General features: G+C 66.4%; 15 protein-coding genes. 12 read left to right on the forward strand and 3 right to left on the reverse strand.

The window, feature by feature from the left end; all coding sequences use genetic code 11:
• Window positions 1-22: 22 nt before the first annotated feature.
• Window positions 23-1,000 carry a hypothetical protein gene (locus DES52_RS22810; protein WP_170130887.1) on the reverse strand — a complete coding sequence of 326 codons (978 nt, stop codon included), beginning with the start codon at window positions 998-1,000 and terminating at the stop codon, window positions 23-25.
• Between the two features lie 295 nt (window positions 1,001-1,295).
• Between DES52_RS22810 and DES52_RS22815 the strand changes: the two genes are divergently transcribed.
• Window positions 1,296-2,432, forward strand: a complete 1,137-nt coding sequence (locus DES52_RS22815) for a glycoside hydrolase family 10-like protein (RefSeq protein WP_170130888.1) — start codon at window positions 1,296-1,298, stop codon at window positions 2,430-2,432.
• A gap of 18 nt (window positions 2,433-2,450) precedes the next feature.
• Window positions 2,451-3,569: a chromate efflux transporter gene (gene chrA / locus DES52_RS04730; RefSeq protein WP_110885639.1), complete on the forward strand. Its 1,119-nt coding sequence runs from the start codon at window positions 2,451-2,453 to the stop codon at window positions 3,567-3,569.
• A 29-nt stretch (window positions 3,570-3,598) separates the two neighbouring features.
• Here the strand turns inward: chrA and DES52_RS04735 are convergent, their stop codons facing one another.
• Window positions 3,599-4,234, reverse strand: a complete 636-nt coding sequence (locus DES52_RS04735; protein ID WP_110885640.1) for a C40 family peptidase — start codon at window positions 4,232-4,234, stop codon at window positions 3,599-3,601.
• Between the two features lie 219 nt (window positions 4,235-4,453).
• On the opposite strand from DES52_RS04735, the gene DES52_RS04740 reads away from it, so the two are divergent.
• The 7 genes from DES52_RS04740 (at window position 4,454) to DES52_RS04770 (ending at window position 10,117) form a co-directional block, all read left to right on the forward strand.
• Window positions 4,454-4,825 (forward strand): hypothetical protein, encoded by a 372-nt coding sequence (locus DES52_RS04740; RefSeq protein WP_110885641.1) that lies wholly within the window; start codon window positions 4,454-4,456, stop codon window positions 4,823-4,825.
• Between the two features lie 123 nt (window positions 4,826-4,948).
• Complete coding sequence (locus DES52_RS04745) at window positions 4,949-5,218, forward strand: DUF1844 domain-containing protein (RefSeq protein WP_110885642.1); 270 nt, start codon at window positions 4,949-4,951, stop codon at window positions 5,216-5,218.
• Window positions 5,215-5,652, forward strand: coding sequence for a D-aminoacyl-tRNA deacylase (dtd, locus tag DES52_RS04750; RefSeq protein ID WP_110885643.1), 438 nt, complete (start codon window positions 5,215-5,217; stop codon window positions 5,650-5,652). Before DES52_RS04745 ends, dtd begins: the two co-directional genes overlap by 4 nt.
• 35 nt (window positions 5,653-5,687) lie before the next feature.
• The gene (locus DES52_RS04755; protein ID WP_110885644.1) at window positions 5,688-6,719 is read left to right on the forward strand and encodes a peptidoglycan DD-metalloendopeptidase family protein; all 1,032 of its coding nucleotides are present in this window, start codon (window positions 5,688-5,690) and stop codon (window positions 6,717-6,719) included.
• Window positions 6,716-7,303 carry a leucyl/phenylalanyl-tRNA--protein transferase gene (gene aat, locus DES52_RS04760; protein WP_245900711.1) on the forward strand — a complete coding sequence of 196 codons (588 nt, stop codon included), beginning with the start codon at window positions 6,716-6,718 and terminating at the stop codon, window positions 7,301-7,303. Before DES52_RS04755 ends, aat begins: the two co-directional genes overlap by 4 nt.
• A 43-nt stretch (window positions 7,304-7,346) precedes the next feature.
• On the forward strand, window positions 7,347-8,948 hold the full coding sequence (gene serA / locus DES52_RS04765) for a phosphoglycerate dehydrogenase (RefSeq protein WP_110885645.1): 1,602 nt from the start codon (window positions 7,347-7,349) through the stop codon (window positions 8,946-8,948).
• Complete coding sequence (locus DES52_RS04770) at window positions 8,945-10,117, forward strand: pyridoxal-phosphate-dependent aminotransferase family protein (RefSeq protein ID WP_110885646.1); 1,173 nt, start codon at window positions 8,945-8,947, stop codon at window positions 10,115-10,117. The genes serA and DES52_RS04770 overlap by 4 nt, the downstream gene beginning before the upstream one ends.
• A gap of 25 nt (window positions 10,118-10,142) precedes the next feature.
• On the opposite strand, the gene DES52_RS04775 is transcribed toward DES52_RS04770, so the two are convergent.
• A complete protein-coding gene (locus DES52_RS04775; RefSeq protein WP_110885647.1) occupies window positions 10,143-10,508 on the reverse strand; it encodes a DUF3060 domain-containing protein in 366 nt (121 codons plus the stop codon).
• Window positions 10,509-10,839: 331 nt separating this feature from the next.
• On the opposite strand from DES52_RS04775, the gene DES52_RS04780 reads away from it, so the two are divergent.
• The 3 genes from DES52_RS04780 (at window position 10,840) to DES52_RS04790 (ending at window position 15,081) form a co-directional block, all read left to right on the forward strand.
• A complete protein-coding gene (locus DES52_RS04780; RefSeq protein ID WP_110885648.1) occupies window positions 10,840-11,166 on the forward strand; it encodes a hypothetical protein in 327 nt (108 codons plus the stop codon).
• A gap of 483 nt (window positions 11,167-11,649) precedes the next feature.
• A complete protein-coding gene (recQ, locus tag DES52_RS04785; RefSeq protein WP_110885649.1) occupies window positions 11,650-13,851 on the forward strand; it encodes a DNA helicase RecQ in 2,202 nt (733 codons plus the stop codon).
• Between the two features lie 126 nt (window positions 13,852-13,977).
• Entirely contained in the window at window positions 13,978-15,081 is a 1,104-nt protein-coding gene (locus DES52_RS04790) for a hypothetical protein (protein WP_110885650.1), read from the forward strand.
• Window positions 15,082-15,107 lie beyond the last annotated feature (26 nt).

A 15,107-nucleotide genomic window follows, 5' to 3' on the forward strand; every position in this document is an offset into this window, starting at 1 on the left:
CCGATGCAGACGAGGACCTCGATCAGGCCGGAAAGACCGAGTCAACGGCAAAGCCCGAGCAGGCTGTGAAGCCCAAGCAGCCTTTGAAGTCCGAGCAAGCGGCAACCCCAGAGCGGGCCGTGAAGCCCGAGCAATCCGCTAAAACCGAAACGACGCAGACCAACGCCTCATCTCCGGTGAAGCCCGTGTCTCGCGCAACGAACGCTACGAAGCCTGCCGCAGTTCGCTCGGCTCCTTCCAGTTCTCCGGCCAAGGCTTCCGCGCCGCCTCCCTCCACACCCGTACGTGTCAAGCGCGACGCACCTCGCTCAATCGAGCCTGCCGTGGCATCAGCGTCCGCGGAGGCGCCGTCGAACGTGGAGCGATCCGTAACGCCCGTGACTTCAAAGCCGCCAGCGACTCGACAGACGGCCCCTGCCTCGACGGGTACGTCCACGCCGCCTGACTCGAACACCACCGCTCGTACGGCGCGTCGAACCACCGCGTCTGTTTCGAGTGCGCCTGCTCGTGCGTCCACGCCGCCTGTTTCGAGTGCGCCTCCTCGCGCGACGACTCCGGCTGCTTCGAGCACGGCTGCTCGTCCGTCCACAGCTCCTCGGGCGTCCACATCGCCTGCTCCCAGCACGGCTCCTCGTGCGTCTACTTCGCCTGCTTCGAGTACCGTTACTCGTGCGACGACTCCGGCTGCTTCGAGTACGGCTGCTCGTGCGTCCACTTCGCCTACACCCAGTACGGCCACTCGTGCGCCTTCAAACACGACTCCTCGGGCGTCCACTCCGCCTGCTTCGAGTACGGCTGCTGCTACGCCGACTCCATCTGCTTCGAGTACGACTGCTCGTACCGCGCGTCGAACCACGTCGCCTGCTTCGAACACGGCTGCTCGTCCGACCACTTCGAGTCCAGCGCCGACGTCGCCTGCTTCGAGTGCGGTTGCTCGTGCGTCGACGTCGCCTGCTTCGAGTGCGCCTCCTCGCGCGACGGCTCCGGCTGCTTCGAGCACGGCTGCTCGTCCGTCCACCCCGGCTGCCTCCGGTACGGCCACTCGTCCGTCCACCCCGGCTGCCTCCGGTACGGCCACTCGTCCGTCCACCCCGGCTGCCTCCGGTACGGCCACTCGTACGCCTCCCCCTCAGGTCACCTCGACGTCCGCGACGCTTACGCCCCCCGCGAAGACCACGCCAGCAGAGCAACCGCGGGTCGTCGATCCTCCGGCGGCAGCCGTCACGCCTATCACGCCGCCCGCCGCGTCGAAACCCGAGCCGCAGACGGTCGCGCCCGCCGTTCAGCTGCGTGGCTTGTGGGTGGACGCCTTCGGTCCAGGATTCAAGACGCCCGAGCAGGTGTCGCGTCTCGTGGCGGACGCCAGGAAGCTTGGCGTGAACGCCTTGTTCGTGCAGGCGGGCAAGCGTGGTGACTGCTACTGCGACCGGGCGTCCATGCCGCGAACCGACGACCCCGAGGTGTCCGCCGGATTCGACCCCTTGCAGGACGTGATCGACAAGGCGCACGCGGTCGGCATTCAGGTCCACGCGTGGATCACGACGACGTCGGTGGTGAACGTTCCCGAGAACCCGGAGCCGAGTCAGCCCGACCACGTGTTCAACACGCACGGCTTGACCGCGTCGGGCGACGAGAATTGGCTGATGACGCGCGTTGACGGCGAGGCTCGCGCGGGCAACGATTACTTTCTGGATCCCGGCCATCCCGATGCCGCCCAGTACATTCGCGAGATGTACGTCAGCGTCGCCCGTGAGTACGACGTGGACGGCGTGCAACTCGACCGAGTGCGCTACCCCGATCCGGCGGCGGGCCTCCAGGACTGGGGCTACAATCCCGTGTCGGTGGCGCGCTACCAGCAGGAAACGGGCGCGACCGACGTGCCCGCTCCGGCCGATCCTCGCTGGACGGCGTGGCGGCGTGCGCGCGTAGACGACCTCGTGCGCGCCATTCATGACGGCGTGAAGGCCGTGCGACCGAACGCTTGGGTAAGCGCGGCGGTCGTGACGTACGGGCCTGGTCCGCGCTCCGTGGCGGATTTCAAGGCGACGCGGGCGTACGTGGAGGTCTTGCAGGACTGGCCGTCATGGCTCGCGAGCGGCTCGGTCGACTTGATCGTGACGATGAATTACAAGCGTGATTCGGGCGCGCAAGCCGGGTGGTTCGACGGCTGGAATCGGTTCGCGGCGAGCGTGAAGGGGAGCGGGAAGGTCGCCGCCGGAACGGCGCTGTACCTCAACGACGAGCGGGCGAACGTGGCGCAGGCGCGGCGCGCCTTGTCCTCGAACGTCGACGGGTGGGTCGGCTACTCGTACCGCACGCCCGACGCGGCTGTCGAGGCAGGGCGGCGCTCCGCGGACAGCGTCTGGTCGAGCTTGGGCTCCAAGCTCACGGGCGGTCCGCTGACGGGCAGCCCGTCGTGGGGAACGCCCTGAAGGACGTAAGCTCTCGTCATGTCGGCCCTGCGTGACGTCACCCTGCTGTTCTTGCGCCTCGGTTTCACGGCTTTCGGCGGTCCCGCCGCGCACATCGCGATGATGCACGACGAGGTCGTGAAGCGCCGAGGTTGGTTCACGAACGAGGAGTTCTTGGATTTGCTCGGCGCGACGAATCTCATTCCCGGGCCGAACTCCACGGAAATGGCGATTCACATCGGTTATCGCCGCGCGGGCGCGTGGGGCCTGCTCTTGGCCGGTGCGGCGTTCATCGTGCCTGCGGTGTTGATCGTGCTGGGCCTCGCGTGGGCGTATGTCCGTTACGGCGCGACGCCGAGCGCCGAGGGGTTGCTGTACGGCGTGAAGCCCGTCATCGTCGCCGTGGTGCTGCACGCGCTGTGGGCGCTGTCGAAGACAGCGCTGAGGGGCCGCCTGCTCCTCGTGGCAGGTGTGGTGACCCTCGTGGGGTCGCTGCTGGGCGTCAACGAGCTCGCCCTTCTGTTCGGCGTGGGCGTGCTGGTGGCGCTCGTTCGCCTTCGCTTCGAGCCGCCGCGCCTCGCTTCGATCGCGCCTCTGGGGTTGCTGTCCTTCGTGGGCGCGACCGCGAAGGCCGTGAATCTCGGCACCCTCTTTTGGACGTTCTTGAAGACCGGGTCGGTGCTGTACGGCAGCGGATACGTCCTCTTGGCGTTTTTGCAAGGAGACTTCGTCGATCGCCTGGGTTGGCTGACGCGCGATCAGTTGCTGGACGCGGTGGCCGTCGGGCAGTTCACGCCCGGTCCCGTCTTCACGACGGCGACCTTCGTGGGTTACCTCGTGGCGGGCGTTCCGGGCGCGCTCGTGGCGACGCTCGGAATCTTTTTGCCGTCGTTCGTGCTCGTGGCCCTGTCGGGGCCGCTCGTACCGAAGCTGCGGTCCTCGGTGTTCATGAGCGCTTTTCTCGACGGAGTCAACGTCGCCGCGTTGGGCCTCATGGCGGCCGTGACCTTGCAGTTGGGGCGAGCGGCCGTCGTGGATGTCCCGACGGGGCTGCTGGCCTTGGGAAGCGCCGCTTTGATGCTGCGCGCGACGGTTAACTCGGCGTGGCTGGTGCTGGCGGGCGGTTTGATCGGCCTGCTTCTTCGCAGCGTTTTCTGAAGGGCGCTTCAGGCGCCGTCAGAGCTCCGTCAGCTTCCAGGTAGCACGCGACGGGCGCCGACGTAACGGTAGCGGTAGTACATCTGGTTGATGTCCTCGACGACCGTGCGCCCTTGGTACGAGTTGGCGTGCGCGAATTGGCCGCCGCCGAGGTACACGCCGACGTGTGAGACGCCGTTGCCGAGCGTGTTGAAAAACACGAGGTCGCCGGCGCGAAGATCACTCTTCGTGACGGGCGTGCCGACGGCGAATTGCTGACGGGCGGTGCGAGGCAGTTGCACGCCCATTTGACGCAGGACAGCTTGCGTGAAGGCGCTGCAGTCGATTCCGCCCGCGCCGAGTGCGCCGAGGCGGTAGCGAATGCCCATGAAGCGCATCGCGGCGGCGCGGACCACGCCAGTGCGGTCGCTCGTGCCGGATTTGCTTGCCATCGGGATCGTATTGGCGGGCTGGGTGCTCTTGGCGGCGCCGGGAACTTGAAGTTTTTGACCGATTTGGATGGTGGAGGAGGAGAGTCCGTTCGTGCGCATGAGCTGCACGGGATCGGTGTTGAACTTCCGAGCGACGTTGGAGAGCGTGTCACCCGCTTTCACGACATACGTCTCGGCGGAGGCGCTGACACCCAGAAGGCCGAGAGCGAGGAAGAGTACCCGGATGGCTTGCATGACTCGGGAAGTTTATCAGCTCTTTATTTAATTGTCCTTCATAGATGGGCGAAACGCCACTTTTTATGCGCCTATGCGTACTCTATGCGACTGCTCATTGATTGACTCAACGGTCAACTTTCACGCTTCTCAGGGCTTTTCTCACGCATTTCGTTCGCACGGTGCTTGTCGCGAAAGTTTATACTGCCCTCAAGAACACCGACACCGCCGGAGGTGCGAATGAAGGGAACGATCACGACCGAGCAGATCCTCCAAGGCCTCAAGCATTACCGCCGCATCGCACGTCAAGACATGCTCCGCGCGCCCGAGACGCCGCATCCGGAAGCCTTCCTGAAGCACGCCGAAGCTCGCCGTGAAGTGTACGCGGCACTCACCAAGACGGCCGAGGAAGGCAGCAGCGAAGACGTCGTCGAGCACGCCCTGAACCTCTACCGCGAACTGCCCTTCGTCACGGGAAGCGCCGAGCACGAACACCCCGAGCTCAAGGGCAAGGAAAACGGCCTCGAAAACTTCTTTCTGCTCGTCGGTCTCGATCCGAAGTCTCGCCGCGAAGCTCGAAGCCAGCGCAGCAAGCTCGAAGCCACGATGTAACCTTCCTTCCGCCTTCGGCCGGGCATTCCCCTTGGAAGCCTCGCGGGTAGGCGGATGCACGCAGACACCTCCCCTCGAAGCGGGGAGGTGCTCTGCAAGGACGCGGAGGTTACACTCTCTTCCATGCCTCACCCGGATTTCGTCGGGCTCGTGCAGAGCCTGCTCGCCACCGCCGAGGCGGCGTTCGGCGAGAACACCGCCACGACCGCCCGCGCCCGCAATGACGGACTGCTCGCCACGCCCGACCGCGCTCGGCAAACGGCCGAGCGATCGCTGACCTTGCTGGTGATGCTCGCCGAGAAGACGCGCGGCAACCTCGACTTTCAAGAAGCCGACTTGTTGACGCACGCCATCGCCTCGATTCGCGAGCGCCTCGCGGAGACCAGCAATTGAGGGCGCTTGTTCAACGCGTCACCCGGGCGAGCGTCACCGTCGACGGAACCGTCGTCGGACAGATCGCGGGCGGTCTGCTCGTCCTGCTGGGCGTCGGGCACGACGACACCGTCGACACGGCGCGCAAGATGGCCGAGAAGCTCGCGAAGATGCGCGTCTTCGCGGACGACGCGGGCAAGATGAACCGCTCGGTGCTCGATGTCGGCGGCGCCGTACTGTCCGTCTCGCAGTTCACGCTGTACGGCGACGCGCGCGGTGGCAATCGCCCGAGCTTCACCGCGAGCGCCCCCGCGCCGCGAGGGCAAGTACTGTACGAAGCCTTCAACGACGCTTTGCGCGCCTTGAACCTTTGCGTCGAGGTCGGTGTGTTCGGCGCGCACATGGCGGTCGAACTCGTCAACGACGGTCCCGTGACGCTCATGGTGGAACTCTAAAGCGCGCGCCTCGCCGCGCTCGCTACACTGCGCTCATGTTGCGCCGTGTCGCCCTGCCCACCTTGCTGCTCTCGCTGGGGTGCTTCGCGCTCGCGTCTCTCGCGTCCGCGTACGTCGTTCAGAAGGGAGACACCCTCTACCGCATCGCGGCGCGTGAAAGCGTCACCGTCGACGAGCTCAAGCGTCTCAACAACCTGTCGTCCGAATCCCTCAGCGTCGGCCAGAACCTCAAGTTGCCGAGTGAGGCGGCGAAGGTCGTCAAGCTCTCGGGCCTTGAAGTCGAGGCGCCGAGCGTCGTGCGGCAGGGCGAAGCGTTCAGCGTTCGTCTGCGCGGTGCGCGTGCCGCCGAGGCGCGCGTGCGCTTCCTGAGCGAAACCTCCGAGGACGTTCGCTCGCCCGCCGAGGACCTCGCGCCGTTCGGAGCGGGCGGCGAGTACGCCGTGCTCGGCCGCGTCGTCCTGGGGCAGACGAAGCCGCTCGTGTACGAAGTGCGGCTCGGCTCCGAGCGGATCACGGGCTCCGTCCCCGTCAAGAACACCCTCGGTCGAGTCCAGAATCTCAACTTGCCGTCCTCCACGACCGAGTTGCTGCAAGATCCCGGTCGTGCCGCCGAGGACGCCCTCGTCGAGAAGGCGTACGCGCGCCGCACGCCGCAAGCTTGGACGAAGCCGTTCGCCTTCGGCAACGCCATCAAAGTGATTTCCAGCGGCTTCGGGCAGCCTCGGCGTTACAACAAGGACGCCAAGATCACGTACCACTACGGCGTGGACTTTCCCGGCAAGGTCGGAACGCCCGTCCTCGCGATCAACGACGGCACGGTCGTCATCGCCGGAACCTACCCCGTGCGCGGCGGACTCGTCGTCGTGGATCACGGCCTCGGCGTCGTCAGCCTGTACTTTCATCAAAGCAAGCTCGCCGTCAAGATCGGGCAGAAGGTGACGCGCGGCCAAAAGCTCGGCGAGATCGGCACGACCGGCTTTTCCAGCGGGCCGCACCTCCACTTGGAAGTGCGCGTGCGCGGCGAGGCCACCGATCCCGCCGATTGGTTCGGCAAGCTGTTGCCGTGACCCTCTTCGACCCGAACGTCGATCCTCTCGTCGCCGAGCTCGTGCGAGGTTACGCGGCGGGCGCCTTCCTGATGGACAACGGCGACGGCTTGCGGTGGTACACGTCGCGCCGCCGCGCCCTCGTGCCGCTCGACGACCGCTTTCACGCTCCGACGTCGCTGCGCCGCGCCCTGCCGAAGTTCGAGGTGCGCATCGACGCGGACTTCGAAGGAGTCGTGGAAGGCTGCGCTCGGCGCGAGGAAACGTGGATCTCGGACGAGTTGCGAGGCATCTACCGCCTCTTGCACGCGGCGGGCGTCGCGCACTCCTACGAGACGTGGCGAGACGGCGAACTCGCCGGAGGCGTCCTCGGCCTCGCGCTCGGCGGGGCGTTCATCGGTGAAAGCATGTTCCACGCCCGCACCGACGCCTCGAAAGTCGCGCTCGTGCGTCTCGTGGAGCACCTGCGTGCCAGAAGCTTCACGGTGTTCGACGCGCAGATCCAAAATCCTCACCTCGCGCGCTTCGGCACCTTCGAGGTGAGCGAGAAAGAGTACCTGCGAACGCTGCGCGAAGCGCTCACGAGCGCGGCGACGTTTGTTTAGCTGCCTTCGTGTCCTGTCGACGTCAACGTGATTCAATGCGCTCATGTTGACTGCCGTGCCGACCGCTTCCGCGAAGTCCGTGCTGCGCGTTCTCATCTGCGACGAGATGAATCCCGGACCGCTCGACTTCGAGGGCTTTTCCATCGAGTACGTTCCGAACATGCCGCGAGAGGAGATCTTACGGCGCCTGCCGGAGTTCGACGCGCTCATCACCCGTTCGCGCACTCGGGTGGACCCCGAGCTTCTCAACGCGGGCCCCAATCTCCGGGTCGTCGGACGTGGCGGCGTGGGCGTGGACAACATCGACCTCGACGCGGCTTCCCGGCGCGGCATCCTGGTTCTCAACGCCCCTGAAAGCAACAACGTGTCGGCGGCGGAACTCGCCGTGACGCACCTCATGGCGGCGGCGCGCGGCCTCACGCGCAGCGACGCGTCGACGCGAACCGGGAAGTGGGACCGCAAGTTCTTGGGCATCGAACTCAAGGACAAGACCCTCGGCATCGTGGGCCTCGGGCGCATCGGAAGCATCGTCGCGACGCGCGCCCAAGGGCTGCGCATGAAGGTCGTCGCGTACGACCCGTACATCGGCGACGCCAACTTCGCGCGCCTCGAAGTGCAGCGCGCCTCCAGCCTCGCCGAACTGCTGACGAGCGTGGACTTCCTGACGGTGCACACGCCCCTCACGGAAGAGACCAGCGCCATGATCGGCCGTGACGAACTCGCGATGCTGCGACCGGGCGCGATCGTCGTGAACGCGGCGCGTGGCGGCATCGTCGATGAGGCCGCGCTCGCCGAAGCGTTGCACTCCGGCCACTTGTTCGCCGCCGGAATCGACGTGTTCGCCGAGGAACCGCCCGCGAAGGACCATCCGCTGCTCACCGCCCCGAACCTCGGCATCACCGCGCACCTCGGCGCGAACACGTTCGAGGCTCAAGAGCGGGTCGGCGCGGAAATCGTGGACCGCGTGCTCGCCGCCTTGCGTGGCGACGTGTCGCGCGGCGCCGTGAACGCGCCCGCCCTCGACGGCAAGACGATGTTGGCGCTCGGCGCGTACCTCGACCTCGGCGAGAAGCTCGGCAAGATCCAAGGGCAACTGCTGCCGGGCGCCTCGGAACTCGAAGTGCAACTGCGCGGAGCCTTCCCGGCAGACGCCGCGCCCATCGTGACGTCCGTGCTCGTCGGGTATCTCAGCGGCTTCACCGACGAGACGCCGAACCTCGTGAACGCCCGCGCGATCGCCAAGGAGCGCGGCCTCAAGATCGTGACGCGTGAAAGCGAGGACGCCGAGCTCTACCAAAGCGAAGTGCTCGTCGTGACGCGTCAAGGTCAGCGAACGCGCACGGTCGGCGGCACGGTCTTCGGTCGCTTGCCGCGCATCACGCGTCTGCGCAACTTCCGCGTGGAACTCGAACCCGAGGGCCACATCCTGATCCTCTCGAACGAGGACCGTCCGGGCGCCGTCGCCAAGCTCTCCACGCTGCTCGGCAATTGGGGCGTGAACATCGCCGGGATGAGTCTCGGACGGGCCGAGAAGGGCGGGCAGGCTTTGTTCACCCTCACCCTCGACGACGCCCTCACGCCCGAGCAACTCGAACAGATCCGTGCGCTCGACGTCATCGAGTCCGCCTACCTGGTGCGAGTATGACGAAGCTCGAAGCGAAACCCGCTTCGCTCGTCACGTCGGCAAACGCCCTGCTGCGTCCGCGCCTGCTCGCACCCGGCCCGGTCGAGACCGATCCGCGCACGATGCTGACGCTGGCCAAGCCGCAAATCCACCACCGAACGCCCGAAGCGCGAGAAATCGTCCTCGAAGCGCGCGCGCGCCTCTCGGCTTTGCTGGGCGCGCCGGAGTGGGAACCCCTGATCCTCACGAGCAGCGGCACGGGAGCGTTCGAGGCGGCCCTCGTGAGCCTCGTGCCCGACGGCGCGAACGTCCTCTCGGCGAGCGCCGGGAAGTTCGGAGAGCGTTGGGCGGACATGGCCCACAGCCTCGGGTACGCGGTGACACGCTTGGAGAAGCCGTGGGGCGAGGCGCTCGATCCTGCCGAGGTCGCCGACGCGGCGCGCGGACAGGCCGCCCTTCTCATCACGCACTCCGAGACGAGCACGGGCGCCCTGCACGACCTCGCGCGCATCGCGGAGCAAGCCAAGCGCGCGAATCCCGACCTCCTGATCCTCGTGGACGCCGTCACGAGCTACGCGGTCGCCGAGCTTCGCCCCGCCGAGTGGCAACTCGACGCGGTGATCTCCGGCTCTCAGAAGGGTGTCGGGGGACCGCCCGGCCTCGGCTTCGTCTTCCTCTCGCCGTCGAGCGTCGAGCGCCTCGGCGCGAATCCGCGCCGCTACTACTTCGACCTCAAGAAGGAAGTCGCCAGCCAGCGCAAAGGGGAGACCGCGCAGACGCCTGCCATCAACCTCGTCGAAGGTCTGCTGACGAGCACCGAGCGTCTCGTCGCCGTGCCGCTCGAAACGCTGTGGGCGGAGAAGGCGAAGCTCAACGCCGCTCTGCTCGCCGCCGGGAACGCGCTGGGTTGCCGTCCGTTCGCGTCGCGCGTCAGTCCCGCCGTCGCCGCTCTCGTTCCGCCCGTCGCCGTGAAGGACGTCGTGGGCGCCCTCAAAGCGCTCGGAGCGCGGGCCGTGGCAGGACAAGCGCCTCATCAGGACGCTCTCTTCCGTGTCTCCACGATGGGTTACTTCGATCGCTACGACACGCTCGGCATGGCGGGATTGCTGGAGGACGCCTTCGCGAATCTCGGGCGTCCCGTGGAGCGCGGCGTGGCCGTCGCCGCCGCTTGGAAGGCGCTGAACGCCTGAGGAAATCCGGATACGGACGCTCGTTTCAAAGCGGCGTGGCCACGTTCGGTGGAGTCGCCGGGGCGGTCGTGGGAGCGGGGCGCACGAACTGGTTGTTCTTGCCGGTGTTACTGAAGTTCGTGGATCCTTGCTTGACGGTCACGCGGTTGTTGTTTCCCCGCATCGACAGCGTTCGGATCGTGGCCGCCTGAAGCGTGTTGTTGTTGCCGTCGACGGTCACGCTTTCGCACGTTCCCGTCAGGACGACGGTGTTCTTGTTGCCCCGAACGGTGACGACGTCGTTCGCTTCATTGCAGTCGAGCCGAAACGACTTGTTGTTGTCTCGAATGGTGCTGTTGATGGCGAAGGCCGAGCTGCTCAGCAGCAAGGCGAGAATCAAAGGTCGTGACATGCGCGCCTCCCTTGCCGAGCAGCCTCGCACCGAGCGACTGATGTGAGACGAGGGCGCGCTCAAGGCTCCTTCCGGGTTCTCTCGCAAAACGCCCGCCTCGCCGCTCGAATCCTTTTGACAAGGGTCGCTCGAAGTTCACACGAAGTTCCAACGTCGCGCGCCTGCGCTTCACGCCCTCCCCAAAGTGTAAGACAGCCCGCCAATGCGAGCCGCGTTTCCTGTGACTCTGTGAGAACGCATTCTGGAAACGCTCCCGACGACGGTCGGGCGCTCGGCCGTCGTGGCGAAGCGCTCCGTACGGGAGGCATGACGACAGGGAAAGAAGGGCGGGATGCTGGATCTTATTTACGACAACGACGTCACCATCGCCAACCGAAGTCACACGCTGGAGGTGTACGCGAACGACGAACTGAACGAGGCAGTCGTCGTGCTCGTGCCGAGCGTGCGCGAAACGCCGGAGGCCTGCACGGAAGCGTGGGACCTCGCCAAGAGCGTCCTGAACACCGTCGTGCCCGACGCGCGCGCCCGCTTGCTGCTGTGCGATCTCGGCGAGCGCCGCTACCGTTGGGTGGAGCAAGAACACCTCGACGAGCTGTCGCCTCCTTGGCGTGACGCTCACGCCGATGAAGTTCGAGACCACGGCTTGATGTGGGCCTGACCCGCCCCTTCCCACGTCGCGCCCACCGCGGAGCAGCCGACGAGACTGCCCGAGTTTCGCCGCGTCCCAGCACGATCCCGTTCGTAGCGTCCCCTTCCGACTCCAGAATTTGCTTCCGCAGGCACGCCAACGCGAAGGCGTGCCTTCTGGGCGAGCACCGCTTCTCCGTCCGGTGCTCGCCCCATCGCTCGACGAGCGTGCAAGACCCGCCTCCTCGATAGGCGAAGAAGTCAGGCTCGACCCTTCGGGGGTCCATAGCGCTGGCCTTGATCCATGAGCGCGTTCGCGAGCTTTTCGGCGCTCGGGCCAACCTCGTTCAGCACCCTATAGCGTCGCTGCGAAGGTCCGCCTCATCAGGTCGGGAAGGCCGAGCGATGGAAGAACGTGTCCCATACGCCCGAAGATCGGTGACGAACCGAATCGGCGGAAACGAACGGGAGCCGATTCCTTGTTCTGTTAACAACGTAGTGGCACACTGTTGAGGTGACGACCGCCGCGCCCTCCGCCCGATCCATCCTGAAGTCCGTGTTCGGCTACGACGCCTTCCGAGGCGCGCAAGCCGACATCGTCTCGCACGTCGCGAGCGGAAGTGACGCCCTCGTCCTGATGCCCACCGGGGGCGGCAAGAGCTTGTGCTACCAAGTGCCCGCCCTGCTGCTCGACGGCGTCACCGTCGTCGTGTCGCCTCTCATCGCCTTGATGAAGGACCAGGTGGACGCCCTGACGCAACTTGGCGTGAGGGCGGCGTACCTCAACTCCACCTTGAGCGCCGAGGCGGCGAGGAGCGTCGAAAACGCCTTCGTGCGAGGCGACCTCAAACTTCTCTACGTCGCGCCCGAACGCCTCGTCACCGACCGGATGCTGACCTTGCTCGACCGCGCCAACGTTTCGCTCTTCGCGATCGACGAGGCGCACTGCGTCTCGCAGTGGGGCCACGACTTCCGTCCCGAGTACCTGCAACTCGCGGTTCTGCACGAGCGTTTTCCCAACGTTCCCAGAATCGCCCTCACCGCGACCGCCGACGAGCACACACGCCGCGAGATGATCGACAAGCTCGCCCTCGAAGACGCGCGGCAATTCGTCTCCAGCTTCGACCGCCCCAACATCCAGTACCGAGTGATCGAAAAGAACAACGCCCTCAAGCAACTCCTCGCCTTCATCCAAACCGAGCACCCGAACGACGCGGGCATCGTGTATTGCTTGTCGCGCAAATCCGTCGAGGAAGTCGCCGCGTTTCTCGAAGCGTCCGGCTTGAAGGCCTTGCCTTACCACGCGGGCCTCTCGCAAGCCTTGCGTGAAAAGCACCAAGAAGTTTTTCAGCGTGAGGAAGGCGTGGTCATGGTCGCCACGGTCGCTTTCGGCATGGGCATCGACAAGCCCGACGTGCGCTTCGTCGCGCACCTCGATCTGCCCAAGAGCATGGAAGGCTACTACCAGGAGACGGGCCGCGCGGGCCGCGACGGTCTGCCCTCCACCGCGTGGATGACGTACGGCCTCGCCGACGTCGTCGCCGTGCGCAAGATGCTCGCGCAAAGCGCGGCGCCCGAACACATCCGCCGCCTCGAAGCGAGAAAGCTCGACGCCCTGCTCGCCTACGCCGAGACGTCCGGATGCCGCCGCCGCGCCATCTTGGGCTACTTCGGCGAGGAGTACCCGTCGGGGTGCGGCAACTGCGACAACTGCCTCGCCGCACCCGACACGTGGGACGCGACGGTCGCCGCACAAAAAGTTCTCTCGACGGTCGTGCGCACCGGAAACCGTTTCGGCGCCGCGCACGTCGTCGATGTTCTGCTGGGACGCGAGAATCCTCGCATTCGCGCGCTCGGGCATCACCAGCTCAGCGTGTACGGTGTCGGCTCGGACTTGCCCGAGCGGACGTGGCGCGGCGTGCTGCGGCAACTCGTTGCCCTCGGGCACCTCACGACGGACGCCTTCGGCCACGGCAGCCTCATCGCCACGCCGAGCGCCCGCGCGATTTTGAAAGGCGAGCAGACGCTGCACCTGCGCCGTGAAACCGAGAAGCCGCCCAAACCGCAAAAAGTCAAAGCGACGTCTGCCGCCAGCACCCTCACGGGCGAAGACGGCGCCGTCTTCGACGCGTTGCGCGGAGTGCGCCTCAAGCTTGCCAAAGAGCAGGGCGTGCCGCCGTACGTCATCTTCCACGACGCGACCCTCAAGGCCATGGCGGAAGCGCGACCGCACACCAAAGATGCCCTCGGAAGCGTCAGCGGAGTCGGCGCCAGCAAACTCGAACGCTACGGCGACGCCTTCTTGGGCGTTCTGCGCGACTTCGCCTCCAAAACGCCGATTACCACGCCCGCGCCTTCCAAACTCGAGAAAGCCTCGAAGCCCTCGAGGCCCGAAAAGCCCGAGAAGGAAGACACCGCCCTTGTCACCTTGCGTCTCCTGCGCGAAGGGCACGACTTCGTCTCGATCGTGAACGCGCGTGGCCTCAAGCCCATGACGATCAGCGGGCATCTCGCCGACCTCGTCAAAGCCGGACACTGCACGCCCGAAGAGGCGTGCGGCCTCTCGGAGCGAGATCTCGCCGCCATCGAAGCCGCGTACCGGTCGCTGCCCGAAGACGAGCGCCCACGCCTCAAGCCTCTCTTCGAAGCGCTGCACGGACGCTACGACTACGACCGACTGCGCGTCGCTCACGCCGTTGTGCACGGCTTCAGCTGACGGTCGCTTCCCTGGAAGCGAAATCGAACGGAACTGTCACGACGAGCCTGGGCGGCGCCAAATGGCGCCGCCCAGGCTCGTCCTTTCGTCAGGCGCCGATCACGACGACAACGCGACAATGGTCTCATGAAGTCCCGCTTCGCCTCGCTCGTCGTGCTGCTCGCCGCCTCCACCGCCCTCGCCATCCTGCCGCAAGCTGAACCCGAGGACGTCTTGAAGTGCGCTACGAGCGCCACCCCGAACTCCATCTGCCTCGCGCCGAGCCTGCCCGACGCCGACCGCCGCCTCCTGAAGGCCGCGGGAACGCCGCGCGTCCTCGCGTTCCGTCAACCGCTGTGGGCCGCGAATTGGCGCGAGTACAAACTCGTCTCGCCAAGCGGCACCCTCTACGTCACGCTGGCACGCGGTGGAGACGGACCATGGCAAGTCGCGCGCGTCGCCCGCCGCGCCGAGCCACGCGTCTTCGTGCCCTCCGGGGCCTTCGTCGGAAACGCCTCGGCCGTCGTGCGCGCCTCGGGCCTCACTTCCGGCGCCCGCTACAGCTTGCGCCTCGGCGCTCCGAACGAGACCGCCTCCCTGCCCGTCGCGAGCGGCGTCGCTCGCGCGGACGGCACCTTGGAACTCGCCTTCGTCACTCCAAGCGTTCGTCGCCTGCCCGAGCAGCGCGAGACGAGCGCGAGCGGCGCCGTCCTCACCGCGCCCGCCCGTGACGCCCTCCTGCCCGCCGAACTCGTCATCACCCTCTTGGACGCCGCGAACCGTGAAGTCGCCCGCTCCGTCACCCTGCCGTTTCGCGCACGCCTCGCCGAGCGTGACCTGAGCGAGGCGCACGAAGGTCGGCTCGCCTTTCGCCACCTTTACGGCGAGACCGTGCGCGAGGAAGGGGAGGTCGTGCAAGTCCTCGAACTCGCGCCGCTCGACGCCATCACCGTCCTCGAAGCGCGCCGCCTGAACCGAGTCGCGACCGGCCCAGCCGACGAGAGCGCTTACGTGCGACAACTCCTCACGCTCCACCCCGACGCCTTACGGCCTTTCTTCACCGGAGACGCTTCCGTGGAAGGTCAGGTCGACACACCCGGTGCCCACGCCTGGCGCGTGCTCGTGCGCGGCGAGAACGGCGACCGGCCTATCTACGTCCTGTTCGGCGGCGGCGCCCTGTGGATCGTTCAAGGCGATTCGCAACACACCGCGATCCTCGACGCCATCGTGCGAACCTTACGCGTGCGTTGAGCGCCTCACACGGCATAGAATCGCTG

The sequence above is a fragment of the Deinococcus yavapaiensis KR-236 genome (genome assembly GCF_003217515.1).
GTDB classification, from domain to species: domain Bacteria; phylum Deinococcota; class Deinococci; order Deinococcales; family Deinococcaceae; genus Deinococcus_A; species Deinococcus_A yavapaiensis.

Excerpts from the sequence above, each read along its gene's own strand:
- DES52_RS04740 (WP_110885641.1), top strand. The coding sequence starts at position 4,454 with ATGAAGGGAACGATCACGACCGAGCAGATCCTCCAAGGCCTCAAGCAT.
- DES52_RS04790 (WP_110885650.1), top strand. The coding sequence starts at position 13,978 with ATGAAGTCCCGCTTCGCCTCGCTCGTCGTGCTGCTCGCCGCCTCCACC.
- DES52_RS04770 (WP_110885646.1), top strand. The coding sequence starts at position 8,945 with ATGACGAAGCTCGAAGCGAAACCCGCTTCGCTCGTCACGTCGGCAAAC.
- DES52_RS04780 (WP_110885648.1), top strand. The coding sequence starts at position 10,840 with ATGCTGGATCTTATTTACGACAACGACGTCACCATCGCCAACCGAAGT.
- DES52_RS04745 (WP_110885642.1), top strand. The coding sequence starts at position 4,949 with ATGCCTCACCCGGATTTCGTCGGGCTCGTGCAGAGCCTGCTCGCCACC.
- serA (WP_110885645.1), top strand. The coding sequence starts at position 7,347 with ATGTTGACTGCCGTGCCGACCGCTTCCGCGAAGTCCGTGCTGCGCGTT.
- chrA (WP_110885639.1), top strand. The coding sequence starts at position 2,451 with ATGTCGGCCCTGCGTGACGTCACCCTGCTGTTCTTGCGCCTCGGTTTC.
- DES52_RS04775 (WP_110885647.1), bottom strand. The coding sequence starts at position 10,508 with ATGTCACGACCTTTGATTCTCGCCTTGCTGCTGAGCAGCTCGGCCTTC.
- DES52_RS04755 (WP_110885644.1), top strand. The coding sequence starts at position 5,688 with ATGTTGCGCCGTGTCGCCCTGCCCACCTTGCTGCTCTCGCTGGGGTGC.
- DES52_RS04735 (WP_110885640.1), bottom strand. The coding sequence starts at position 4,234 with ATGCAAGCCATCCGGGTACTCTTCCTCGCTCTCGGCCTTCTGGGTGTC.